The sequence below is a fragment of the Thioclava arctica genome, from assembly GCF_040892615.1.
GTDB lineage: Bacteria > Pseudomonadota > Alphaproteobacteria > Rhodobacterales > Rhodobacteraceae > Thioclava > Thioclava arctica.
This window is the reverse complement of record NZ_JBFRYC010000004.1, coordinates 68,746-91,037: the sequence shown is the minus strand read 5'-3', so window position 1 is coordinate 91,037 and position 22,292 is coordinate 68,746. Positions and strand designations below refer to the sequence as shown.

General features: G+C 60.5%; 21 protein-coding genes. 8 read left to right on the top strand and 13 right to left on the bottom strand.

Annotated elements, in window-relative coordinates; translation table 11 throughout:
* Window positions 1–6 precede the first annotated feature (6 nt).
* Complete coding sequence (gene tig / locus AB4874_RS08740) at window positions 7–1,341, top strand: trigger factor (protein WP_295537430.1); 1,335 nt, start codon at window positions 7–9, stop codon at window positions 1,339–1,341.
* Between the two features lie 406 nt (window positions 1,342–1,747).
* On the opposite strand, the gene rplI is transcribed toward tig, so the two are convergent.
* The 8 genes from rplI to AB4874_RS08700 all read right to left on the bottom strand — a co-directional run bounded on the left by rplI (window position 1,748) and on the right by AB4874_RS08700 (window position 9,350).
* Window positions 1,748–2,365, bottom strand: coding sequence for a 50S ribosomal protein L9 (gene rplI, locus AB4874_RS08735; RefSeq protein ID WP_368391706.1), 618 nt, complete (start codon window positions 2,363–2,365; stop codon window positions 1,748–1,750).
* 12 nt (window positions 2,366–2,377) lie between these two features.
* Window positions 2,378–2,602, bottom strand: a complete 225-nt coding sequence (rpsR, locus tag AB4874_RS08730; protein ID WP_038130090.1) for a 30S ribosomal protein S18 — start codon at window positions 2,600–2,602, stop codon at window positions 2,378–2,380.
* A 21-nt stretch (window positions 2,603–2,623) separates the two neighbouring features.
* Window positions 2,624–2,977 carry a 30S ribosomal protein S6 gene (rpsF, locus tag AB4874_RS08725; protein ID WP_295537556.1) on the bottom strand — a complete coding sequence of 118 codons (354 nt, stop codon included), beginning with the start codon at window positions 2,975–2,977 and terminating at the stop codon, window positions 2,624–2,626.
* A 364-nt stretch (window positions 2,978–3,341) separates the two neighbouring features.
* Entirely contained in the window at window positions 3,342–3,809 is a 468-nt protein-coding gene (locus AB4874_RS08720) for a hypothetical protein (protein WP_368391705.1), read from the bottom strand.
* Window positions 3,810–3,972: 163 nt separating this feature from the next.
* Complete coding sequence (locus AB4874_RS08715; protein WP_368391704.1) at window positions 3,973–4,971, bottom strand: LLM class flavin-dependent oxidoreductase; 999 nt, start codon at window positions 4,969–4,971, stop codon at window positions 3,973–3,975.
* A gap of 128 nt (window positions 4,972–5,099) precedes the next feature.
* Window positions 5,100–6,701, bottom strand: coding sequence for an APC family permease (locus tag AB4874_RS08710; protein WP_368391703.1), 1,602 nt, complete (start codon window positions 6,699–6,701; stop codon window positions 5,100–5,102).
* 208 nt (window positions 6,702–6,909) lie between these two features.
* A complete protein-coding gene (locus AB4874_RS08705) occupies window positions 6,910–8,343 on the bottom strand; it encodes an aldehyde dehydrogenase family protein (RefSeq protein WP_368391702.1) in 1,434 nt (477 codons plus the stop codon).
* 44 nt (window positions 8,344–8,387) lie between these two features.
* Window positions 8,388–9,350: a class I SAM-dependent methyltransferase gene (locus AB4874_RS08700; protein ID WP_368391701.1), complete on the bottom strand. Its 963-nt coding sequence runs from the start codon at window positions 9,348–9,350 to the stop codon at window positions 8,388–8,390.
* Window positions 9,351–9,704: 354 nt separating this feature from the next.
* Between AB4874_RS08700 and AB4874_RS08695 the strand changes: the two genes are divergently transcribed.
* The 5 genes from AB4874_RS08695 to AB4874_RS08675 all read left to right on the top strand — a co-directional run bounded on the left by AB4874_RS08695 (window position 9,705) and on the right by AB4874_RS08675 (window position 13,586).
* Window positions 9,705–10,853 carry an acyl-CoA dehydrogenase family protein gene (locus tag AB4874_RS08695; protein ID WP_368391700.1) on the top strand — a complete coding sequence of 383 codons (1,149 nt, stop codon included), beginning with the start codon at window positions 9,705–9,707 and terminating at the stop codon, window positions 10,851–10,853.
* Window positions 10,850–11,896 (top strand): enoyl-CoA hydratase/isomerase family protein, encoded by a 1,047-nt coding sequence (locus AB4874_RS08690; RefSeq protein WP_368391699.1) that lies wholly within the window; start codon window positions 10,850–10,852, stop codon window positions 11,894–11,896. The genes AB4874_RS08695 and AB4874_RS08690 overlap by 4 nt, the downstream gene beginning before the upstream one ends.
* Entirely contained in the window at window positions 11,893–12,765 is an 873-nt protein-coding gene (gene mmsB, locus AB4874_RS08685; protein ID WP_368391698.1) for a 3-hydroxyisobutyrate dehydrogenase, read from the top strand. The genes AB4874_RS08690 and mmsB overlap by 4 nt, the downstream gene beginning before the upstream one ends.
* A gap of 88 nt (window positions 12,766–12,853) precedes the next feature.
* Window positions 12,854–13,051, top strand: coding sequence for a YgaP family membrane protein (locus AB4874_RS08680; protein ID WP_295537024.1), 198 nt, complete (start codon window positions 12,854–12,856; stop codon window positions 13,049–13,051).
* Between the two features lie 121 nt (window positions 13,052–13,172).
* Complete coding sequence (locus AB4874_RS08675; protein WP_368391697.1) at window positions 13,173–13,586, top strand: hypothetical protein; 414 nt, start codon at window positions 13,173–13,175, stop codon at window positions 13,584–13,586.
* A 29-nt stretch (window positions 13,587–13,615) separates the two neighbouring features.
* Here AB4874_RS08675 and uvrA read toward each other — a convergent pair whose 3' ends face one another.
* Window positions 13,616–16,483 (bottom strand): excinuclease ABC subunit UvrA, encoded by a 2,868-nt coding sequence (gene uvrA, locus AB4874_RS08670; RefSeq protein WP_368391696.1) that lies wholly within the window; start codon window positions 16,481–16,483, stop codon window positions 13,616–13,618.
* Window positions 16,484–16,771: 288 nt separating this feature from the next.
* Here uvrA and AB4874_RS08665 point away from each other — a divergent pair, with 288 nt between their 5' ends.
* Window positions 16,772–17,146, top strand: a complete 375-nt coding sequence (locus tag AB4874_RS08665) for a rhodanese-like domain-containing protein (RefSeq protein WP_368391695.1) — start codon at window positions 16,772–16,774, stop codon at window positions 17,144–17,146.
* 56 nt (window positions 17,147–17,202) lie between these two features.
* Here the strand turns inward: AB4874_RS08665 and AB4874_RS08660 are convergent, their stop codons facing one another.
* Both AB4874_RS08660 and AB4874_RS08655 read right to left on the bottom strand, forming a co-directional pair.
* Entirely contained in the window at window positions 17,203–18,177 is a 975-nt protein-coding gene (locus tag AB4874_RS08660; RefSeq protein ID WP_368391694.1) for an MBL fold metallo-hydrolase, read from the bottom strand.
* A gap of 238 nt (window positions 18,178–18,415) precedes the next feature.
* A complete protein-coding gene (locus AB4874_RS08655) occupies window positions 18,416–19,180 on the bottom strand; it encodes a Crp/Fnr family transcriptional regulator (protein ID WP_368391693.1) in 765 nt (254 codons plus the stop codon).
* A 274-nt stretch (window positions 19,181–19,454) separates the two neighbouring features.
* On the opposite strand from AB4874_RS08655, the gene AB4874_RS08650 reads away from it, so the two are divergent.
* Entirely contained in the window at window positions 19,455–20,228 is a 774-nt protein-coding gene (locus AB4874_RS08650; RefSeq protein WP_295537015.1) for a Crp/Fnr family transcriptional regulator, read from the top strand.
* A 27-nt stretch (window positions 20,229–20,255) separates the two neighbouring features.
* Here AB4874_RS08650 and AB4874_RS08645 read toward each other — a convergent pair whose 3' ends face one another.
* Both AB4874_RS08645 and AB4874_RS08640 read right to left on the bottom strand, forming a co-directional pair.
* A complete protein-coding gene (locus AB4874_RS08645; RefSeq protein WP_368391692.1) occupies window positions 20,256–21,353 on the bottom strand; it encodes a hypothetical protein in 1,098 nt (365 codons plus the stop codon).
* A gap of 20 nt (window positions 21,354–21,373) precedes the next feature.
* Window positions 21,374–22,288 carry a ShlB/FhaC/HecB family hemolysin secretion/activation protein gene (locus AB4874_RS08640; protein ID WP_368391691.1) on the bottom strand — a complete coding sequence of 305 codons (915 nt, stop codon included), beginning with the start codon at window positions 22,286–22,288 and terminating at the stop codon, window positions 21,374–21,376.
* Window positions 22,289–22,292 lie beyond the last annotated feature (4 nt).

The window sequence follows — 22,292 nt, the reverse complement described above, 5'->3', positions numbered from 1 at the left end:
CATTCCATGCAGGTCACCGAGACCCTCAACGACGGCCTCAAGCGCGGCTATGAGATCACCATCACCGCCAAAGAGCTGGACGACAAGGTCAACGCCAAGCTGGTCGAGGCTCAGCCCGAGATCGAGATGAAGGGCTTTCGCAAGGGCAAAGTCCCGATGGCAATGCTGCGCAAGAACTTCGGCCCGCGCATCCTTGGCGAAGCGATGCAGGAATCGGTTGATGGCGCGATGAGCGAGCATTTCGAAAAAACCGGCGATCGCCCCGCGATGCAGCCGAAAATCGAAATGAAGGGCGGCGAAGAGTGGAAAGAGGGTGACGATGTTGTCGTGACCGTCGAATACGAAGCCCTCCCCGAGATCCCCGACGCCGATCTGTCCGATGTCACGCTCGACCGTCTGGTTGTCAAAGCCGAAGAGGCCGCGATCACCGAAGCGCTGGAAAGCCTTGCCAAGACCGCCAAGAATTTCGAAGCGCGCGCTGACGGCGCTGCCTCGGAGACCGGCGACCAGGTCGTGATCGACTTTGAAGGTTTCGTCGATGGCGAAGCGTTCGAAGGCGGCAAAGGCGAAGGTTACCCGCTGGAACTCGGTTCGGGCTCGTTCATCCCCGGTTTTGAAGAGCAGCTGATCGGCAAGAAAGTCGGCGAGAATGTCGACGTGACCGTCAACTTCCCGACCGAATATGGCGCAGAGCATCTGGCGGGCAAAGAGGCCCTGTTCAAATGCACCGTGCATGAAGTCAAAGCGCCCAAAGCTGCCGAAATCAGCGACGAGATGGCCAAGCAATTCGGCGCCGAGGACCTGTCGGGTCTGAAGGGCCAAATCGCAGAGCGTCTTGAGGCCGAGTATCAGGGTGCCGCACGTCAGGTGATGAAGCGTGGTCTTCTCGACCAGCTCGACACCAAGGTGAAGTTCGACCTGCCCCCGAGCCTTGTTGAGGCCGAAGCCAAGCAGATCGCGCATCAGCTGTATCACGAAGAGCATCCCGAAGATCACGGCCATGACCATGGCGAGATCGAAACCACGGATGAGCACAACTCGCTGGCCGAGCGCCGCGTGCGTCTGGGTCTGTTGCTGGCTGAAATCGGTCGCAAGCAAGAGATCGAAGTCACCGATGCCGAGATGACGCAAGCGATCATGAACCAAGCCCGTCAATACCCGGGTCAGGAACGTGCGTTCTTCGAATTCGTGCAGCAAAACCAGCAGATGCAACAGCAGATGCGCGCGCCGATCTTTGAAGACAAGGTCGTCGACTACATCGCCGGCGTGGCCAAAGTGACCGACAAAGAGGTCACCAAGGAAGATCTGCAAAAAGCCATCGAAGCGCTCGACGAACTCTGAGCCAGATCGACTGGATTATACGAAAGGCCGCCCCTCGGGGCGGCCTTTTTGCTTTGGCGTAGGGCGCGGATCTTAAGTATAGACGCCAAGCGCTTCGTCATAAGCCAGCAGCGCCGCGCCCCCTTGCCGGATCAGATAGGGCGGGATAGCCAAACACCAGCCCCTCTTGCGCGACGGCCTACAGAACACTGTCCGGGTCGAGTTAGGGCAAATACCTAAAATCGCCATAACGCTGCACCCTATCCTGCCCCGGCGTAAAATCGGTGATCATCGCGCCGGTCAACACCGCTAAAAATCAGTGTCGAGAAAATCACCCGTCGCCCCCGGCCAATCAAATTTGGGTCCGCCCATGAAAAAACCGCGCCCCTGAGGGCGCGGTTTCCGATCAGATCAGGTGATCTAAATCTTAAGCGTCGTCTTCGGGGGTCGCGACGCGGCCACCCTCGTCCTCGTCGTTATCGTCGTCTGCGGCAGCGCCCATATCGTCGAACAGCTCCGAGATTTCGAACTCAGCCGCCGCATCTTCTTCGGCAGCCATGTCTTGGATCGACTTGCCCGTTGCCTGCAATTCGGCTTCTTCGGCCGAACGCGCGACGTTGAGCGTGATCACAGCCACGACCTCGGGGTGCAGATGCACCTCAAGCTCGTGCAGACCCAGCACCTTGATCGGCTGACGGATGATGACCTGCTTGCGGTCCACCGAGAAGCCCTCTTCGGTTGCGATCGTTGCGGCGTCACGGGTGGTGACGGACCCGTACAGGTTGCCACCATCAGAGGCCGAGCGGATCACGACGAACTGCTGACCATCAAGACGGGCCGACAGCGCTTCGGCCTCGGTTTTGGTTTCAAGGTTGCGTGCCTCAAGCTGTGCCTTGCGCTCCTCAAAGGAGGCAATGTTGCCGGCATTGGCGCGCAGCGCCTTGCCTTGGGGCAGCAGATAATTGCGACCGTAGCCGTCCTTGACGGTCACGACATCGCCCATTTGGCCCAGCTTGGCCACACGTTCCAGAAGGATCACTTCCATTGGTCGGTCTCCTTATTTCACGGCATAGGGCAGCAGCGCGAGGAAGCGCGCGCGCTTGATCGCACGGGCCAGTTCACGTTGCTTTTTCGCCGAAACGGCGGTGATACGGGCGGGCACGATCTTGCCACGCTCGGAAACGTAACGCTGCAAAAGACGGGTGTCTTTATAGTCGATCTTGGGCGCGTTATCGCCCGAGAACGGGCAGACCTTACGGCGACGGAAAAACGGTTTTGCCATGGTGTTGCTCCTATGTCTCGATCAACGGCGCTCGCGACGGGTGTCGCGTTCGTCGCGTTTCTGCATCTGGGCCGAGGGGCCCTCTTCGTGAGCGTCGACCTTGATGGTCAGCACACGCATCACGTCGTCATGCAGACGGGCCAGACGCTCCATTTCCTGCACCGCAGCCGAAGGGGCATCGGTGCGCAGGAAGGCGTAATGGCCTTTGCGGTTTTTGTTGATCTTGTAGGCCATGGTCTTCACGCCCCAATACTCGTGCTCAACGACTTTGCCGCCGTTGTCCGAGAGGACCGTGGAGAAATGTTCGATAAGACCTTCAGCTTGCGTGTTGGACAAGTCCTGACGCGCAATGAGGACATGCTCGTAAAGCGGCATGCGAACTCCTGTTTTCAAGGCGGCTTCATAGATGGGCATTTGGCTTCCGCAACCCATCACGAGAGGCTCCGCCGGTTCAATTCAACGCGGAAGATGGGGCCTTATAGGGGAATAGGCGTGGCGCGCAAGGGAAAACCGGGCGCGGGGCCGGGAAACGGGGGCTGTTGGTTCGCGTGGGCGGCGAAAGGCGGCTTCGAGCCCATTTTGCAAGATTTCTGCTTCGCAGCGAATGTCGGTTTGCAGAAGAAGCTCAAAAACCTTCAACTAGGTCTTTGGTTTGAAACGGGGTTTTTGGTAGCCTCCAACAAGGTAGTTTGCGCGTGTTCCACAAACGAGGGTTTTTGGAACACCCTTGAGGCGTTGCTCAAGTTTTCACTACATCTTTCCCAACTATTGCACCGGCGACCTGACTCCAACTTTCATGCAAACCTTCGATGGCAGACGATGGTTCGAAATCATCGTTCAATTTGAACAGGCCTGCTTGGATTTGACCGGGGTTTATTTCAAACTCAGCACAGTCATCAAACAGAACCATCATATCGGACAGTGAGTGGTAAACAGCGGTTTTGACAATCAGAGCCAAGTCGGCAGATGACACACCTGCATCTTCGTTCCGCTTTACCGCATTACGCACTTCGTCAGTTACCCAAGCCGCATCTGCAAACAATGCGGGCATTCTAGAAGATCTAACGACTACGTCTGCCATGGCTCTAAGCACGGTAGCTCGGGACAGTTGGTCAATGCCCTCATTAACCTGTGATTTTGCCCAGCTGGCTGGGTCCGGCACACCTAACATCTCAAACTTTGCCGCAAGATCTTCCGTATTGGTCATCAATGGGTCCTCTAATAAATTGATATGAGTATCAATCTGCCGCTATTCGACCTGCGGTCAAGCTTCCCAAAACCACCGTTTTGGAACGTTGCTGAAAGCGGTCGTTGGCGCAACCGCAGCGAAAGCTCACTTTGTCCGCACTCCCGACACTCCCCGCCCCCTCTCAACGCGCGCCCGCGTTAATCCGGCCCATCGCTTCAGCCCCAATGGTGAAACTCTCGCGCCGGGCGGGCTGGTCAAAGATATGCCCCGTCAAAATCACCTCATCGGGGCGATAGCGCGCGATCAGATCGCGTAGCTGCGCCTCGACCTGTCCCGGATCGCCCAGCGCCACGACGCGCAGCGCGGCCTCGGCCATCTTGATCTCAGCATCGCTCGCCACCGTGCTCAGATCGGCCACAGGCGGGGGCAGCGGCCCGGCCATGCCTTTGCGCAGCCGGATGAAGCCCTGCAGCATCGAGGAGCGCAGCAAATGTGCCTCGGCCTCGGTTGGCGCGGCAAACAGGTTCACCGCCAGCATAAATCGAGGCGCGTCGGTCACGCCGGGGCGGAACCGCGCGCGATAGATCTCTACCGCCTCGCCCAGCATATCGGGCGCGAAGTGACTGGCGAACGCGTAAGGCAGCCCCAGATGCGCCGCCAGTTGCGCGCCAAACAGCGACGAGCCCAGCATCCAGACCGGCACATTGGTGCCCATGCCCGGCACCGCGCGCACCCGCTGACCGATCTGTTCGGGGCCAAGAAAGTCCAGCAATTCCACCACATCCTCGGGAAAGTGATCGCCGCCGCCCATCCCGCGCCGCAGCGCCTGCATGGTCGCGGGGTCGGTGCCCGGCGCGCGCCCCACGCCCAGATCAATGCGCCCCGGATACAGGGTTTCGAGCGTGCCAAACGCCTCGGCCACCTGCAAGGGCGCGTGATTGGGCAGCATGATACCCCCCGCACCGACGCGAATGCGCGCAGTCTGACCCGCGACATGGCCGATCACCACCGCCGTTGCGGCACTGGCAATGCCCGTCGAGTTGTGATGCTCGGCCAGCCAAAAGCGGGCATAGCCCAGACCCTCGGCGTGCTGCGCCAATGCGACGGTGTTGGTTAATGCATCACGCGGGCTGGACCCTTGCGGGATCGGCGAAAGATCGAGAACGGAAAACGGGATCATCGGGCACTCCTGGTCTAAGAGGCCTGATCTAGCGCGGATTGCGCGCGCGCACACCCCGCAGGACGTCACGAAAAAGGCGCGCAAGGCCCCCTGCCCTGCGCGCCCTCCTGTATCTGATTGCGATGGGCTTAGTTGCCCGCCTGAATGCGCTCCATCAAGGCCCCGGTCTCTTCGGCGGGCAGCGCGGAATTCAGCGCCATCCAGATCACCACCAGCGACCAGATCGCGACAAGCGCCATCCCGGTCCAGAACCCGACCAAGGCAAAGCCATTGCCCGTCGCTCCCAGCGCTGACAGCACCCAAAGCCCGCCAAACCACGCGGCCAGCCAGCCGATATGTTTCCAGCCGAACTCGGCAGCCGATTTCTTTTGCACGACATGAAAGACAAAGGCGTAGATCGCAAAGCCTACGGCCAGCATCCCGAACAGGATCGAGTCGGTGTAAAACCCGGTCCAATAGATCACGAGATTAGAGGCCACAAAAGCCAGCGGCGCCAACACCTCCGCCCCTTTCAGGCGGAAAGCGCGGTCAGCGTCGGGTTGGCTGCGGCGCAACACCATCAGCACGATCGGCCCCAACCCGTAGGTGAGAACGGTGATCGAGCTGATATAGCCCACCAGCAATTGCCACGCCGGGAACGGCAGCAAAAAGAACACACCCGACGCCCACATCACGACAACGGCCAACCACGGCACGCCAAATTTGGTGGTCTTGGTCAAGGATTGCGGCCCGCTATCGGTATCACCCACCGCGAACAAAATACGCGACCCGCCCGTGACATAGATCAGCCCAGTACCGCCGGGCGACACATAGGCGTCGATATACAGCAGCAAGGCCAGCCACCCCATGCCCAGCGTCGCCGCCAAGCCTGCGAACGGCCCGGCAGAGCCAACAAAGTTGAGATGAGACCAGCCGTTTTTCAGATCCCCGGGCGAGAGCGCCATGATAAACGCCACTTGCAGCAAGATATAGACAAACGCCGCCAACAGCACCGATCCAATCACCGCCATCGGAATGTTGCGCCCCGGATTGGCGCTTTCTCCACCCAGATCAATCGCGGTGCGAAAGCCGAGGAATGAGAACACGATGCCCGCCGCCGGAATGGCCGTGAACATACCTTGCGAGCTATAGGTGCCCACACCGGCCTGCCACACGCCCCAATGGGTCGAGGCTACGATCAGGCCAACCACGGTGATCAGCGGCACCGCGATCTTCCACCATGTCACGGCGTTATTTACCCGCAACAGCGCCTTGATCGCCAGCAGGTTCAGCACCGCCAGCACCGACAGCAGCACGGCCGAGGCCAAGAACCCCATGCCGGTCAGCGTGCCCGAGCCATCCGCCTTGATGAAATAGGGCAGGTAGTTATTGGCGTAGGTGACGATCCCCTCAGCCTCGACTGCGGGCACGGGCGCGTAGCTGAGAAACAGCATCCAGCCCCAAAGCCTGCCCAACGTCGCGCCGTGGCTGGCATGGCTCATATGCACCAGCGCGCCGGATTTCGAAAACATTGTCGACAGCTCTGCGAAACACAAAGCAATCAACATGATGATTGCTGCCCCGATCACCCAGGACCAAACGCTGAGCGGCCCAGCGATCTTTGAGGCGTGATAGGCCCCAAACAGCCACCCCGATCCAATCATCGAGGTGGTAGAAGCAAAGAGCAACCCTGTGACGCCGGCATCTCGGCGCAGCTTACCCGATCCTGTGACAAATTCTGTTGAAGCCATTTTAATTCCCCCCTTTTGATGAAACCTTTTTCAAGGGTCATCATAGGGCGCGTGCTGCTTTATCCTTGCAATTACACGGCTTTGTGCAGGTCTGCGATTGCGCGTGACGAAACAAAATTGTGAATTCACGGTGAAAAATCGACCCGCAGATCGCTTTGCCCAGCGCAAAACGCAGCAATTCTTCCTGACCTAGCGTAAGGTTAACGCCCTAGCGCCCCAACACCCGCGCCATCACGCGTACCAGCCGCTTGCGCGCACCGCGATAGGGCGGCATCAAGGGCGCAATCGGGGCAAAGCGATTTTCCAGCACCGATTTTTCATAGCTGAATGCGTTGAACCCCCAGATCCCATGCGCCGCACCAAGCCCGGAATTTCCGATCCCGCCAAATGGCAGGTTGAGATGCAGGAAATGTACCAAGGTCAGGTTCACGCCCAGCGCGCCCGAAATCGAAGAGCGCGACACCTGATCGATCACAGCGCGATCGCGTTCGAACAAATACAGCGCCAAGGGGCGCGGCCCCGCCTCGATGCGCGCCAAGACGCCATCCAGACGATCATAGGGGATCACCGGCAGAACGGGGCCGAAAATCTCGTCGCGTTCGACGCCCATCTGGGAATCCGTGCCCATCAGAACGGTGGGCGCGATATAGCGGCTTTGCGCATCGCTGGCCCCGCCCGTCAGCTTGCGCGCGCCCGCTGCCTCGGCCTGCGCGATCAACCCCGAAAGACGCTCGAAATGGCTAGGGTTGATGATGCGGGCAAAATCGCGCGAGGCTGCCTGAGCCGCCTCGTCGCGGCCATACATCTTGGCGATTGCGGCTTTCAACTCGGCCAGAAACTGCGTCTCGACCGATTTCGCCACAAAGACATGATCGGGCGCGATACAGGTCTGCCCGGCATTGGCGAACTTGCCCCATGCCGTCATCTTGGCCGCGCGCTTGATATCCGCGCCCGCCCCCACGATCACCGGCGATTTCCCCCCCAGTTCCAGCGTCACCGAGGTAAGGTTCTTCGCCGCCGCCTGCATCACGATCTTGCCCACGCGCGGGGAGCCAGTGAAGAAGATATGATCAAAGGGCAGATCAAGCAGCAGCTCGCTGACCTCAACGCCGCCCTCACAGACACTCACCAGATCTTCAGGCAGCGCCTCGGCCACGATCTGGGCGACAACCGCAGCGCTGGCGGGTGCCAGTTCCGAAGGTTTGATCACCGCGCTACAGCCCGCCGCCAAGGCCGACACCAGCGGGCCCAGCGCCAAAGTCACAGGGTAATTCCACGGCGAAATGATCAACGCCGTGCCTTTGGGTTGGGGCACGATGCGGGCGCGCGTGCCAAAAGAGACAAGGGTTGAGGCCACCTTGCGCGGACGCATCCAGCGCTTGAGGTGACGCAAAGCATGCGAGATTTCAGCCTGAACGGCCATGATCTCGGTCAGGCGGACCTCGGTTTCGGGCTTGCCGAAATCTTGCGCCAGGGCGGCGATGATCGGCCCTTCAAATTCGCGCAGGGTCTTGCGCAACGCCAGCAGGGCTGCGCGCCGTTCGCTATAGCCAAAATGCGTGCGCCGCTCGGCATTGCCCATGCTGAGGCGGCGAAACATCTTGCGCAGCTGCGCCTCTTGCGTTTGGGGTCCGCCGTCCATGATCGTTCCTTTGTTGTGCGCGCGTCAGCCTACCTGGCCCGGCCCTATTCGGGTTTGCGCGCCGCGATGCAGCGATAGCTAAGCGGGCCCTGCCCATCTGCGCGCCCCGGGATCGGCGCATGCGCGTGAAAGCCCATCAACCCGGCCGCTCCATTGCGCGCAAGATAGCGGGGGAGCGTTTTCATTAGCACGCGTTTGAAGCCGCCCTCAATCCCAATGCAGCGTTCGTGCAGCATCACCAGTGTTGGCAGAACCTGAAGGTTGTAATCCTCATCTGCCACCAACTCCAACCCCGCCCCTTTCACCGCATCCATCCAAGCGGGCACGGTGTGAAAGCCGCTGTTCACCGCCACTGTGATTTCCGCGATTTCCATTGCGCGGGCGTAATCTTCGCTCAGTTCACCGGGCTGAAAATTGCGGAAACTGTCAAACACCATAAAGCGCCCGCCCGGACGCAGGCGCGCGGCGATTTGCTTGAACAGGTTGGGCAGTTCGGGCGCATGGCACAAAGCCTCGACCGAATAGATCAGATCGAACTGGCCAAGATCTTCGGGAATTGACGCAAAATCGCCTTCGCGCGCCTCCATGTTGGTCAGCCCATTCTTTTTCGCCCGTTTGCGCGTGCGCCCGATATGGTCTGGCAGCAGATCAATCCCCGTAACCTTGGCATCAGGAAAATTCTTGGCCATCCAGACAAGGTTGAACCCAGCCCCCGATCCCAGCTCAAGGATATTCTCCATCTTCTCGCCGCTCATCAGATCACGAAACCGTTTCACCTGCTTTTGAAACCCGCCCAGCCCCGGCTCTGACCCATCGTTGAGCGCCATATGCATCGCACCGCGCGCATGGTAATATTTCTCATAGCCGATCAAAGATTGTTTGTAATAGGCGCGCACCTGGTCTTTGCCACGGTCGTTCAGAATCGTATTTGCGCCAAACACACGGTCCAAAAGGGCAAGAGACTCCGGCAGTGGCAAAATGCTGGACGGGGGCTGGTACTCCGACATTGCAGCACCTTCCAAATAAGGATTTAGCGCGCAAATTAGCATCCAACCCGCGCCATCTCAAGGCGCATCAACTGGCTCCTGCCAAGCCCCCTGCGCAGGCGCCAGAACAGAGAACGCCATGCGCTGCGCCCGAGCCTGCCGATTGGGCCGCGCGCGCCAGCAGCATGATCGCGCAAATATCAGTATTTTCGCACGGAGAAATGCCGAAATGCAGCTACGCCGTGCAGAAACGCCCACACCGTTCTGCGCGATTGGGCGCTTGCCCGACTCCACCAGCCCTTGCAAAACTTGTGCAAGAATCGGAGATTAAATAAACGAGCGTTCAATTTATCTAGGTTTCCGGGGAGGAATAACATGGATTTCGCACTTAGCGAGGAGCAGCAGGCCATTTTCGACATGGCTTATGGCTTTGGTCAGGATGAAATCGCCCCGCATGCCCGCGCTTGGGAAGCCCAAGGCACGATCCCCAAGGATCTATGGCCCAAAGTGGCCGCGCTGGGATTGGGCGGGATTTATGTCAGCGAAGAGCATGGCGGCTCGGGGCTGTCGCGCCTTGATGCGACGCTGGTCTTTGAGGCCCTCGCGATGGCCTGCCCGGCCGTGGGCTCGTTCCTATCGATCCACAATATGTGCGGCGGCATGATCGACAAATTCGGCACGCCGGAGAACAAGGCGCGCTGGTTGCCTGATCTGTGCTCAATGGAGAAAATCTATTCCTATTGCCTGACCGAGCCGGGATCGGGATCAGACGCCGCCGCTCTGCGCACACGTGCGGCCCAGAGTGATGCGGGCTGGGTGATCAATGGCACCAAGGCGTTCATCTCGGGGGGCGGCTATTCGGACGTTTACATCGCAATGGTGCGCAGCGGCGGCGATGGTCCCAAGGGGGTTTCCACCGTCATCGTAGAAGACGGCACCAAGGGGCTGAGCTTTGGCGCGCTGGAGGACAAGATGGGCTGGCGCGCGCAACCCACCGCGCAGGTGCAGTTCGACGATTGCGCAATTCCCGCCGAGAACCTGCTGGGCGAGGAAGGGCGCGGTTTCAGCTATGCGATGGCGGGGCTCGATGGTGGGCGGCTCAACATTGCGGCCTCGGCATTGGGGGGCGCGCAATCCGCGCTGAACCAGACGCTCGATTACATGGGCGAGCGCAAGGCGTTCGGCAAATCGCTCGATCAGTTTCAGGCGCTGCAATTCCGCCTCGCCGAGATGGAGGTCAAGCTGCAATCGGCGCGCATCTTCCTGCGCCAAGCCGCATGGAAGCTGGATCACAAAATGCCCGATGCGACGAAATTCTGCGCCATGGCGAAAATGTACGTCACAGATGTCGCCTTTGACGTGGCCAATCAATGCCTGCAACTGCATGGCGGCTACGGCTACCTTGCCGATTACGGGATCGAGAAGATCGTGCGCGACCTGCGGGTGCACCAGATCCTTGAGGGGACCAATGAAATCATGCGCCTGATCGTCTCGCGTCAAATGCTCGCAGAGCGCGGCCAATGAGCGATGCAACCATGATCGCGCGCATCGAGGGGCGTGCGGGTCGGCTGACCTTCAACCGCGAAAGCGCGCTCAATGCGCTTGATCACGATATGGCGCTGGCGATTGAGGCGGCGCTGGATGCGTGGCGCAACGATGCGGCAGTTGACCTGATCATCATCGACGCGCGCGGAGATCGTGCCTTTTGCGCGGGCGGCGATATTGCCGCCGTTTACCGCGCCGGCATCGCGGGCGATTATGCGCCCGGTCGCGATTTCTGGCGCGACGAATACCGCATGAACGCCAAGATCGCGGAATATCCCAAGCCGATCGTCGCCTTCATGCAGGGCTTCGTGATGGGCGGCGGGGTTGGTGTGGGCGGTCATGCCAGCCATCGCATTGTTGGCGAATCCACGCAGGTCTCGATGCCCGAAAGCGGGATCGGGCTGATCCCCGATGTCGGCGGCACCTTGCTGTTGGCACGCGCACCGGGACATGTCGGAGAATATCTGGGGCTGACAGGCACGCGGATGGGTGCGGCGGATGCGCTTTATGCAGGTTTTGCCGATCTGTTCGTGCCGGAAACTGAATGGGAGGCCGCCAAGGCGCGCCTGATCGCAACCGGCAAGATCGACACCCTGCCCGATGCCCGCACGCCCCCCGAGCCCGGCACGCTAGAACGCTTGCGCCCCGAGATCGACCGGATCTTCTGGTCCGATGATCTGGACGCGATCATGGCGGCGCTGGAAACCTCGGGATCAGATTTCACCACGCGCACGCTCAAGACGATGTATCGCAACTCGCCGCTGTCGATGGCGGCCACCTTGCGACTGGTGCGCATGACACGCGCCAAACCCACGATCCGCGCCGCACTGGAGCACGAGTTCCGCTTTACCTGGAGGGCTGCGGAGCTAGGTGATTTCCTGGAGGGGGTGCGCGCGCAAATCATCGACAAAGACCGCAATCCGCATTGGAAACACACGCTGGCCAACCTGCCCGAGGCAGAGGTCATACAGATGCTTGAACCACTGGGCCCGGACTGGGCTATCTGGGAGGAAACACCATGAAAATCGCATTTATCGGCTTGGGCAATATGGGCGCGCCAATGGCGGCCAATCTGCTGGCGGCAGGGCATCAGGTCGTGGGGTTTGATCTAACCGCCCCAATGCCCGAGGGCGTGACGCGCGCCGACAGCGCCGCGGCGGCCGCCAAACAGGGCGAGGTCGTCTTCACCATGCTGCCCAATGGCGCCATCCTGCGCGACGTGGCCGCCAAGATTATCCCGGTGATGCCTGCCGGCACTGTCTTCTGCGACTGCTCTACGGTCGATGTGGACAGCGCGCGCGCGGTGGCCGCGATGGCCGCCAAGCGGGGCCTCGGTGCGCTGGACGCGCCTGTTTCCGGGGGCACGGTTGGGGCCACCAACGGCACGCTAACCTTCATGGTCGGGGGCGATGATGCTGCCTTTGCCACGGTCAAGCCGCTGTTTGACATCATGGGCCAGAAGGCGGTGCATTGCGGCGCGGCAGGGGCTGGTCAATCGGCCAAGATCTGCAACAACATGATCCTCGGCGTGACGATGATCGCCACCTGCGAGGCCTTTGCGCTGGCCGACAAGCTGGGCCTAGACCGGGCGAAAATGTTCGACGTGGTGTCCACCTCGTCGGGGCAAAGCTGGAGCATGAACACCTATTGCCCCGCCCCCGGAGTCGGGCCGCAAACGCCTGCGGATAATGACTACAAGCCGGGCTTTGCCGCTGAGCTGATGCTCAAGGATCTACGCCTCAGCCAGCAAGCCGCCGAAAGCGCCGATGCCGACACGCCGATGGGCCAGCTTGCCGCAGCTCTTTATGCCGCTTTCGTCGAAGCCGAAGACGGCAAGGGACGCGATTTTTCCGCCATGCTGCCCCGGTTCGAAAAACGCTCGCGCACCTGAGGGAACGCCGCATCCCGCAAGTAAACCTTGCCGGATGCGTATCTGTATGCAAGCTCTAAGGAAGCGATCAATCCGAAAGGGATTCATTATGTTCAAAAACAATGTTGGCGGCATCGACCGTATCCTGCGTGTCGTGGTGGGGCTGGCTCTTATTCTGGGCTTTTTCCTGTTTCCGACCGCGTCCTATCGCTGGCTGTTCCTGATCGGGATCATCCCTCTGGCCACCGGCTTGCTGGGCACTTGCGGGCTATATTCGATCTTCGGGATCAATACCTGCAAACGCTGATTGCCACTGTGAAAATCGTAAAACCCGCCAAGGCCCTGAGTGGTTTTGGCGGGTTTTTCTTATGCGTCGCTTGGGGATGCGCGCGGTTGACCGACCCGCCGGGGCTAGCTAACACGGGGGGATGAACCGCTTTTTGCTCGCCCTGCCTCTGATCGCCTGTTGTGGCTCCGTTTCGGCGCAATCCAGCCTCCCCGAGGTGATGCGCGCAGGCAAACTGCCCGCCCCCGACGGCCCAAACGCGCAAACCAAAGCCCAAGAGCCCGAGTGCAAAACGCTCACCTCGGGCAGCACGTTTTGCAAAGTCACCCGGAACGGGGCCATGCGCTGGGTGCTGCAAGGCAAGCTGCGCGCTGACTTCAAGGTCGGCGATGCGTTTCCAGTTTACCAACATTCCATGCTGATGGATCTGCGCCGCTACAAGCTGCCCGCAGTGACCGGGGCATGGCGCTATTACGTCCTGCGCGGAACGATTTACCGGGTTGATAACGCATCCAAAAAAGTAATCGAGGTCGTGGGCCCAACCTATGCCCGCTAACGCCTGAGTGCCCGCAAGGCTGGCGCGCGCTATTGCGCGGCCACCTTGCCCATCAGCATCGGACCCAGATATTGCCCGGTATAGCTGCGCGGATTTTCCGCGATCTGTTCGGGCGTGCCCTCGGCCACGATCTCACCGCCACCATCCCCGCCCTCGGGGCCGATGTCGATGATATGATCGGCGGTCTTGATGACGTCGAGATTGTGCTCGATCACCACCACGGTATTGCCCTGATCGACAAGGCTGTGCAGCACCTCCAAAAGCTTGCGCACATCCTCGAAATGCAGACCCGTCGTGGGTTCGTCCAAGATATACAACGTGCGCCCCGTGGCGCGTTTGGACAGCTCTTTGGACAGCTTCACACGCTGCGCTTCGCCGCCCGACAGCGTCGTGGCTTGCTGGCCGACCTTGATATAGCCAAGCCCCACCTCCATCAACGCATCCATCTTTTCACGGATCACCGGCACGGCCTTGAAGAACTCTTGCGCGTCCTCAACCGTCATATCAAGAACGTCCGCTATGCTCTTGCCTTTATAGTGAATTTCCAAAGTCTCACGGTTATAACGCTTGCCTTTGCAGGTCTCACATTCGACGTAAACATCAGGCAGGAAATGCATCTCAATCTTGATCACGCCATCGCCCTGACAGGCCTCACAGCGCCCGCCCTTGACGTTAAACGAGAACCGCCCCGGCTTGTAGCCACGCGCCTTGGACTCTGGCAGACCGGCGAACCAGTCGCGGATCGGGGTGAAGGCCCCCGTATAGGTCGCCGGGTTGGAACGCGGCGTGCGCCCGATGGCGCGTTGGTCGATGTCGATCACCTTATCCAGATGCTCCAACCCCTTGATCGTGTCGCAGGGCGCGGGCGTTTGGCGCGCCCCGTTGAGCCGCATCGAGGCGGTCTTGAACAGCGTTTCAATCGTCAGCGTGGATTTCCCGCCGCCCGAAACGCCGGTCACGCAGACGAATTTTCCCAGCGGGAAATCGACGGTCACATCCTTTAAGTTGTTCCCGCAAGCCCCAACAACCGTTACCTTTTTCTTGTTTCCCTTGCGCCGGGTCAGCGGCACCGAAATCTCGCGCGTGCCCGACAGGTATTGCCCGGTGATCGACGCCGGATCGGCGGCGATTTCCTCTGGCGTGCCGCGCGCAATGATCTGCCCGCCATGCACCCCCGCACCGGGGCCAATATCAAAAACGTAATCGGCATGGCGGATCGCGTCTTCATCATGCTCGACCACGATCACCGTATTGCCCTGATCGCGCAGGTTTTTCAGCGTTTGCAACAGGCGGTCATTATCGCGCTGATGCAGCCCGATCGAGGGCTCATCAAGCACATACAGCACGCCCGTCAGCCCCGAACCGATCTGGCTGGCAAGACGAATACGCTGGCTTTCCCCGCCCGACAGCGTGCCCGCAGCGCGGCTCATCGTGAGGTAATCCAGCCCGACATTCACAAGGAATCCAAGACGTTCGCGGATTTCCTTAAGAATTGCCGCCGCGATTTCATTCTTCTGCTTGGACAGCGCCGCCGGCACGCTTTCGGCCCAATGATGCGCCTCGCGGATCGACATTTCCACGACCTGACCGACATGCAAGCCACCGATTTTCACCGCCAGCGCCTCGGGGCGCAGGCGATAGCCGCCACAGGTGTGGCAGGGGCGGTTGTTCTGATAGCGCTCCATCTCTTCGCGCGACCAGGCGCTATCGGTTTCACGGTAGCGGCGCTGCATGTTGGGGATGATCCCCTCAAAGGTGCGGCTGACCTCATAGACCCGCCCGCCCTCGTCAAAGCGGAACTTGATCTCTTCGTCACCCGATCCGTGCAGGAACAGATTTTGCACCTTTTCCGGCAGATCTTTCCACGGCTTCTTGGGATCAAACCCGTAATGCTTGGCCAGCGCCTCAACCGTCTGCGTGTAATAGGGCGATTTCGAGCGCGCCCAAGGCGCCAACGCCCCGCCGCGAACCGAAAGCGTCACATCGGGCACCACGAGACGTTCGTCAAAGAACAGCTCGACGCCCAGACCGTCACAGGCCGGGCAGGCCCCAAATGGCGCGTTGAAGGAAAACAGCCGCGGCTCGATCTCGGGGATCGTAAAGCCCGACACCGGGCAGGCGAAGTTTTCAGAGAAGGTCACGCGCTCGGGCTCGGCCCCTTCTTCGGCTTCACGCGGCGCATCTTCGAAAATCGCAATGCCATCGGCCAGATCGAGCGCGGTGCGGAAACTGTCGGCCAGCCGCGTCTCCATGCCTTCGCGCACCACGACGCGATCCACCACCACGTCGATATTGTGGCGGAATTTCTTGTCGAGCGTCGGCGGGTCTTCCAACTCGTAAAACGCGCCATTCACCTTGACGCGCTGAAAGCCCTGCTTGCGTAACTCAACGAATTCCTTGCGGTATTCGCCTTTGCGGTCGCGCACGATCGGGGCAAGCAAGTAGCCGCGCGTGCCCTCCTCCATCCCCATGATGATATCGACCATGTCCTGCACCTGCTGGGCCTCGATCGGCTCACCAGTGGCGGGGGAATAGGGCGTGCCTGCGCGCGCAAATAGCAGGCGCATATAGTCGTAAATCTCGGTGACCGTGCCCACAGTCGAGCGCGGGTTTTTCGAGGTGGTCTTTTGCTCGATCGAGATCGCGGGCGACAGGCCCGAGATGTGATCGACATCGGGTTTCCCCATCATATCAAGGAATTGACGGGCATAAGCCGACAGGCTTTCGACATAACGACGCTGCCCTTCGGCATAGATCGTGTCAAACGCAAGGCTTGATTTCCCCGATCCCGACAGCCCCGTGATCACCACGAACTGATCGCGCGGAATATCAAGATCGATATTCTTGAGGTTATGCTCGCGCGCGCCGCGCACTTCGATGAACTTCTGCTCAGCCATTCACTTCCCCGGGTTTCATTGCCCCTAGATAGGGGCTGGTGGGCGAGTCTCCAACGGAAAAACGCGAACGAAGGGCGAACTTGGCGTCTTTATCTTCGTCACGCGCCCCAGACGCGGCTGGCCGGTCTTCACGAAACGCTCAAAATCACGGCACTTTCACATCAAATTCGCTAACATGAATGTATTTCTAACTCGTGACGCCGTATGTCTCTTGAAAGCGTGGCGCGATCTGCCACATGAGGCAGAGACCCGGGCTGCGGCCCCTGACTGATGACAAGAGGAATCGAGATGTTCAACTTTCTACGTCCTTCGGGCGCCAAAGGCGGTCATGTCGAGAAAATCGACCCCAAAAGCGCGGTGGCCAAGGCCAAAGCGGGCGAGCTGGTCGTGATCGACGTGCGTGAGGGCATGGAGGTCAAAAGTTCGGGCAAGGCCAAAGGCGCGCTGCATATCCCGCTGGCGACGCTGAAGATGAAATGTGACCCCTCCAGCCCCGAGAAGCTGCCCGAATTGGACTTGTCCAAACCGGTCGCACTGTATTGCGCCTCAGGCGCACGCTCGGCGGGGGCTGCGCAGATGTTGGCGCAGATGGGCTATGAGACCGTATATAATATCGGCGGCCTGTATGACTGGCACGCTGCGGGCGGCGAAGTCGTGCGCTAAGGCGCCTTTCCATCGCATGACATTCCAAGGGGCCCTTCGTGGCCCCTTTTTCACTTTCAGACATGGACCGCGCCGGGGGCGAAGGCGATGAATCGCTCGGGGGCGATGTTTGCAGCAGACAGGCTGGCGGCGAGCCCCTCTTTTGGGGCGTCCAATGCTTCGTCGGTCAACTGAAACGTGCCCCAGTGAAACCCGAGCGCGCGTTTCGCCCCGATATCTTCGAAGATCCGAACGGACTCCTCTGGCGCGACGTGCTGAGCCGACATGAACCAGCGTGGCTCATAGGCACCGATCGGGATCAGCGCGATGTCGGGCGCGCCGTGACGCGCGCGGATATCGCGAAAGACCGATCCGTCGCCATAGCCCGTGTCGCCAGCAAACCAGACCTGCCCCTGCGGGCTATCGATCCAGAAACCGCACCAAAGCGCCATCCGGCGATCTCCAATCCCGCGCGAGGACCAATGATTTGCCGGGGTCAGGCTTATCGAAACGCCCGGCGCAAGTGTGACCCGATCATGCCAGTCGCCAGTCACGATCTGCGCGCCCCGAACGGCCCCGCGAACGGTTACGTCCGTCCCAAGCGGCATGATCATCTGCGGGCGGTATTTGGCCTGCAACCGCCGCAGCGTCGCAATATCAAGATGGTCGTAGTGGTTGTGGCTCAGCAGAACCGCATCGATGGGCGGCAGGTGCTCAAAGCCGATCCCCGGGGCGCTGACGCGCTTGGGTCCGGCAAAACGGATCGGGCTGGCGCGCTTGGACCAGACTGGATCGGTCAGCAGGTTCAGCCCCGCGATCTGGATCAGAACCGTCGCATGTCCCACCATCGTAATCCGCGCGGACTCGCTGCGCGTGGGGGGTACGACGGGGGTCACAGCCACCTTCGCAGGCCAACGGGCGCGCCCGCCCTCGCGCCGCCAGCGCCAAATATCGCCCAGCGATCGGTCGGGCGAAGGCTGCCCGGGTGAATGAAACCGTGCCCCGTCAAAATGGTCGCTGACAGGGCCGGTGTAATAGCGATTGCGCGGCATGGTTTTGTCTGTTCCTGCGATATGGTGCGATGCGAAGATCTTTTGTCCGCCGAAAGTCGCGGCGCATTGCGCACACGCGATTGCTTGCTGACGTCGGTATTGCCCAACTACGACAGCAAATATGACGAGCGCGAACAAGACTTCAATGACACAAGCTGTTGAGCATCACGCAGCCATCTGCCGCGCGAGTTGCACATTCTCGCAAGACGACGCGACAAAAGCGGCGAAAGGGCAAGCTTCAGGCAGCGCTGGTCTCGATTGCGCGATGGGGCTGCATGATATCGGCAAGGCCTGCGGATTCCTCGGTCAGCGCCGCGCGCGCGACTAGCCCCGCACGATCCAGCACCCGCACTTGGACGGGGTCAATCATCTCGATCAGCCCCTCCTTCTCAAACGCTTTCAGCGTGCGACAGATGGTTTCGGGTGTAGTCGCCAACAAATCCGCGATGTCGCGCCGGTTGAGCGCAAGCGTCAAAACGCCCCGATCATGGCTCTGCGCGCGCCAAGGCATGAAAAACTTCCCGCTGAGAAGCAAGGTCGCAACACGCTCGTTCGGGCGCAGCGCCCCGATCATCAAGGTCAGCCAGCGCAGCCGATCCACTTGCGCCATGCTGTTGAGGTAATGCTTGCGCCGCAGCAACGGATCAGAGCGCAGCAAGGCGTCATACACCTTGCGATCAAACCAGTAGATCGTCGCATCGGTCGCCGCTTCAAGGCTCATATCCGAGCGCCTGCACACCCGTTCTCCGACAATATCACCCGGCACCACGAGCCCGACGATCTGGCGGCGTCCATCCAGTCCGTTGCGCTGAAATCGCAAATAACCCTGACACAGAATCCCGATTTCTGGCTGCTCCATCCCGTCTTTCCACACGACAGATTTGGCCGCGACCTTTTGGGCATGCGCGCTGCGGCGCAACGCTTCAAAGGTTTGCGCCTGTATGGTGTCCTGCAGCCGCGTTTGCATCTCGCTGCAGTGCACATCACCATTCGGTTTCGACATAAGATGATATTCTTTCACAAAGCCCCCCAGCCACTTTACTCATACAAAACACAACCGCCCACGACAGCATCCCTGCGCCTTTCTCGCTCTTATCGGCGCTACACTTCAGCCAAGGCTTACGCCCATTCTCGAAGCGGACATTAAGTTTACGTTAGCCTTCCCTTGCAGACATTGATTGCGATCAATGCATACTAGCCATTCGTCCAAATATTACGCAATCTCACATGGTTATTCTCGACCCCGCCCGGGCCGGGCTCTTAGTTGGAGATCAACAGTGCCAAACAATTTGAAACCGAGCCATCTTTCCGAGATCGAGTCGCTCGCGCATGGGCGGATTGAAACACTCCTTCACGCCCTTCCCGAAACGGCCCGCGCGGCGCTCTCCTCTGCGGCAAGGATTACTCAGATTGACAGCGGCACCTGTATTTTGGCCGAAGGCGATCACGCGAACGCGCTTAGCTATCTTCTGGACGGCGCGCTGGCGATGGAGAAGACGCTAGCCGATGGGCGCCGCCACATCATCGGCGTCTTGGTGCCCACCGACATGTTTGGACGCCTCTTTGACGGCGGCAGCGTTTACGACATCGTCGCGCTGACCGAGTGCCGTATCCTGAGTTTTGAGCGCAGCTATTTCGAAGCGATCCTGACGGAATTCCCCGAACTCGAGCGCATCTTTCTGGTCAGCGTTCTGGACGAGCTCGATTCCGCGCGCGAATGGGTGCTGCTCATGAGCGCGCGCAAGGTCTCGGAACGGCTGGCGTCGTTTCTGTTGATCCTGTTGCGGCGCAATTTGCGCACGACGCTTCCAAAGGAGCAATGCCAGAAGCACACAATCGTGCGCATCCCGATCCGGCGACGCGATCTTGCCCATCATCTGGGGACCACCACTGAAACGATCAGCCGCGTATTGACGGAATGGGAACGTGACGGGGTCATCCTGCGCAAAGAGGCCAACGAGATCGAGGTTCTCGACCCGGCGGCCTTGGTGCGGATCTCGGGCGCGGAAGATCTGGACACCACAGACCCCGGCCAGCCCTTGGCCAAGTGAGGCACCTTCAGGCTTTAACCGAGGCCGTCACTCCAGCGTCAGCTCAGGAAAGGTCAGCCCCAGCGAGCGCCAGTAGCCCGACATCTGCGCGACGGCTGCGTTGGTGGGCGCGTGCCAGTCGGGGAAGGCCTTGGCCTTGTCGTGGATCAGCAGCGGCTCGGGCGGTGTCGCGGTGGCGTGGCGGGCGCGATAGCTGCGGATCGCGCCCTCAAGCGCATCGCGGCCATAGGGCAGCAGGGTGATCTCATCGCGATTGCTCAGAAACAGTCCCGAACTGGCCATGCGGCCGTGAAACAGGCTCCAGCTGATCTGCACCGCCTCGAAATAGCTCAGCGCGGCGATCTCGGCCTCGGGCATGCCCAGCATCATCAGATCGTTCAGCACCCAGCGTTCGATCGCGCTGCGCGGCTGGGCGGCTGGAAAGCGCAGATTCTCGGGCAGACCGCCGCTTTTCTCGGCAATCGAGATTGCGGTGGGCAGCGGGTGGCGCAGGGTCACAAGATAGTCGGCCCGCCCCTGCCCCAGCAGCATCTTGAAGCTGCCCGCCCAATGGATGATCTTGTGCATCTTCTTGGGTGCCAGCCAGGTGCCATCGCCGCCGCGCCGGGTCTTGATCTGGTAGTAGAAATTGGCGATCACCAGAAACTCGGCGGTTTGGAAGGCACTGCTTTGCAAGTGGAAATACGGCTTTTCGCCCTCGCGATCATACCAGATATCGCGCAATTCGGGAAAGCCATCATGGGCCAGCGCCTCTGACACCCGCATGTGATCAAGACCGACCGTGCGCAGCAGTTCCTTGGTCATATAGCTGCCGCCCGAACGGGGATATCCGATCACAAAAGCAAACCGGATCTGGGCAAGATAGGCCCGCACCGCCAGAAAATCCCCGCTCATCAGCGCCATTGCGACATGCAGCAGATCATTGACCGCGCGCTGACTTAGCGGGGTCTTGAACAGGCTGGCGTCGAATTCCGGCAGCGGCACCGGGTTGTGCAGGAAATCGGTGGTCTGCGCGGCCCAGTCATAGCTGCCATCGGTCCAGTCGGAATATTGCTCGTTCAGTTCGGCCAGAACGCCGATGAACCAGCCCGAAGGCTGAAAGCGTAGGTTGATGTTGAAATCCACTTTCGCTCCGGTGCCTGAGATCAGAAGGACAGGGTTGAGCTGAGCCAGATCCGACGCCCGGTCGCAAGCCCGTTGCCCCCCGCCGGCGCCACCACCGCAGCCTGCACGGAAAACGCGCCTTGCGTGTAATCCAGCCCAAGGCCGATCGCGCCCCCGCTCAGATGCTCGGGCCCCGCAGCGTAGCGCGTATGATCCAGTTTCACCGCGCCGAACTGCGCCAGAACCGCGCCGTCCAGCCGCCCGGGCAGCGTCACCTGATCCAGCCCGTGCGACAGCTTGAGACGCATTATCACGCCCACATCGCCCCCGCCCGTGCCTGCCGAGGCGCTCATCACGCCATCGGGCCCGCCGAGGTAGAATTTCTGCGAACTGTCGAGGTTCTTACTGGCAAGCTGACCGCTCAGATCGGCGCGCAGGCTAAAGCCCTGCCCCAGATGCTGATCGCGCGTCAGCCGAAAGCGCAGCAGCGAGAAATCCCCCGCCGCGTTCGGCCCCGCCGCATCCGCCACTCGCGCGGCGTCCGGACCCAGCGTCAACCGCCCCTGCGAGAACGCGATGCGCCCCGAGGTGACATTGCCCTTGGCATCGCTGATCGCCCCGCTTAGCCCCAGCCGCGCCAGCGTGACCTGCTGATTGGCCTGCGTGGCGGTGCTGCGGGTGTCCTGCGACATCCAGTTCTTGAGCAGATCGAGACGCAGATCAAGCCGCCGACCCGTTTGCAACAGCAGCGGATAGCTTAGATTGACGCCAGCCTGACGCGCCTTGCCATGCTGATCGAGCGCGGCGAAGTCCTGTCCCAAAACATAGCTGGTCACCGAGCCATAAACACCCGCGCGCAAACCATTGCCCAGATCGGGCGACAGCGCCGCAAACCCGCCCGCCTTGAGCCCACCGCTTTGTGAGATCAGCCCATTGGCCGACAGGCTGCTGCCCATGCCA

What these genes read in the sequence shown, in the direction of transcription:
- AB4874_RS08690 (WP_368391699.1), top strand. Translation starts at nt 10,850, where the DNA reads ATGAGCGATGCAACCATGATCGCGCGCATCGAGGGGCGTGCGGGTCGG.
- AB4874_RS08665 (WP_368391695.1), top strand. Translation starts at nt 16,772, where the DNA reads ATGTTCAACTTTCTACGTCCTTCGGGCGCCAAAGGCGGTCATGTCGAG.
- rpsF (WP_295537556.1), bottom strand. Translation starts at nt 2,977, where the DNA reads ATGCCGCTTTACGAGCATGTCCTCATTGCGCGTCAGGACTTGTCCAAC.
- AB4874_RS08705 (WP_368391702.1), bottom strand. Translation starts at nt 8,343, where the DNA reads ATGGACGGCGGACCCCAAACGCAAGAGGCGCAGCTGCGCAAGATGTTT.
- tig (WP_295537430.1), top strand. Translation starts at nt 7, where the DNA reads ATGCAGGTCACCGAGACCCTCAACGACGGCCTCAAGCGCGGCTATGAG.
- AB4874_RS08675 (WP_368391697.1), top strand. Translation starts at nt 13,173, where the DNA reads ATGAACCGCTTTTTGCTCGCCCTGCCTCTGATCGCCTGTTGTGGCTCC.
- AB4874_RS08655 (WP_368391693.1), bottom strand. Translation starts at nt 19,180, where the DNA reads ATGTCGAAACCGAATGGTGATGTGCACTGCAGCGAGATGCAAACGCGG.
- AB4874_RS08710 (WP_368391703.1), bottom strand. Translation starts at nt 6,701, where the DNA reads ATGGCTTCAACAGAATTTGTCACAGGATCGGGTAAGCTGCGCCGAGAT.
- AB4874_RS08680 (WP_295537024.1), top strand. Translation starts at nt 12,854, where the DNA reads ATGTTCAAAAACAATGTTGGCGGCATCGACCGTATCCTGCGTGTCGTG.
- AB4874_RS08720 (WP_368391705.1), bottom strand. Translation starts at nt 3,809, where the DNA reads ATGACCAATACGGAAGATCTTGCGGCAAAGTTTGAGATGTTAGGTGTG.
- rpsR (WP_038130090.1), bottom strand. Translation starts at nt 2,602, where the DNA reads ATGGCAAAACCGTTTTTCCGTCGCCGTAAGGTCTGCCCGTTCTCGGGC.
- AB4874_RS08660 (WP_368391694.1), bottom strand. Translation starts at nt 18,177, where the DNA reads ATGCCGCGCAATCGCTATTACACCGGCCCTGTCAGCGACCATTTTGAC.
- AB4874_RS08700 (WP_368391701.1), bottom strand. Translation starts at nt 9,350, where the DNA reads ATGTCGGAGTACCAGCCCCCGTCCAGCATTTTGCCACTGCCGGAGTCT.
- rplI (WP_368391706.1), bottom strand. Translation starts at nt 2,365, where the DNA reads ATGGAAGTGATCCTTCTGGAACGTGTGGCCAAGCTGGGCCAAATGGGC.
- AB4874_RS08695 (WP_368391700.1), top strand. Translation starts at nt 9,705, where the DNA reads ATGGATTTCGCACTTAGCGAGGAGCAGCAGGCCATTTTCGACATGGCT.
- AB4874_RS08715 (WP_368391704.1), bottom strand. Translation starts at nt 4,971, where the DNA reads ATGATCCCGTTTTCCGTTCTCGATCTTTCGCCGATCCCGCAAGGGTCC.
- uvrA (WP_368391696.1), bottom strand. Translation starts at nt 16,483, where the DNA reads ATGGCTGAGCAGAAGTTCATCGAAGTGCGCGGCGCGCGCGAGCATAAC.
- AB4874_RS08640 (WP_368391691.1), bottom strand. Translation starts at nt 22,288, where the DNA reads ATGGGCAGCAGCCTGTCGGCCAATGGGCTGATCTCACAAAGCGGTGGG.
- mmsB (WP_368391698.1), top strand. Translation starts at nt 11,893, where the DNA reads ATGAAAATCGCATTTATCGGCTTGGGCAATATGGGCGCGCCAATGGCG.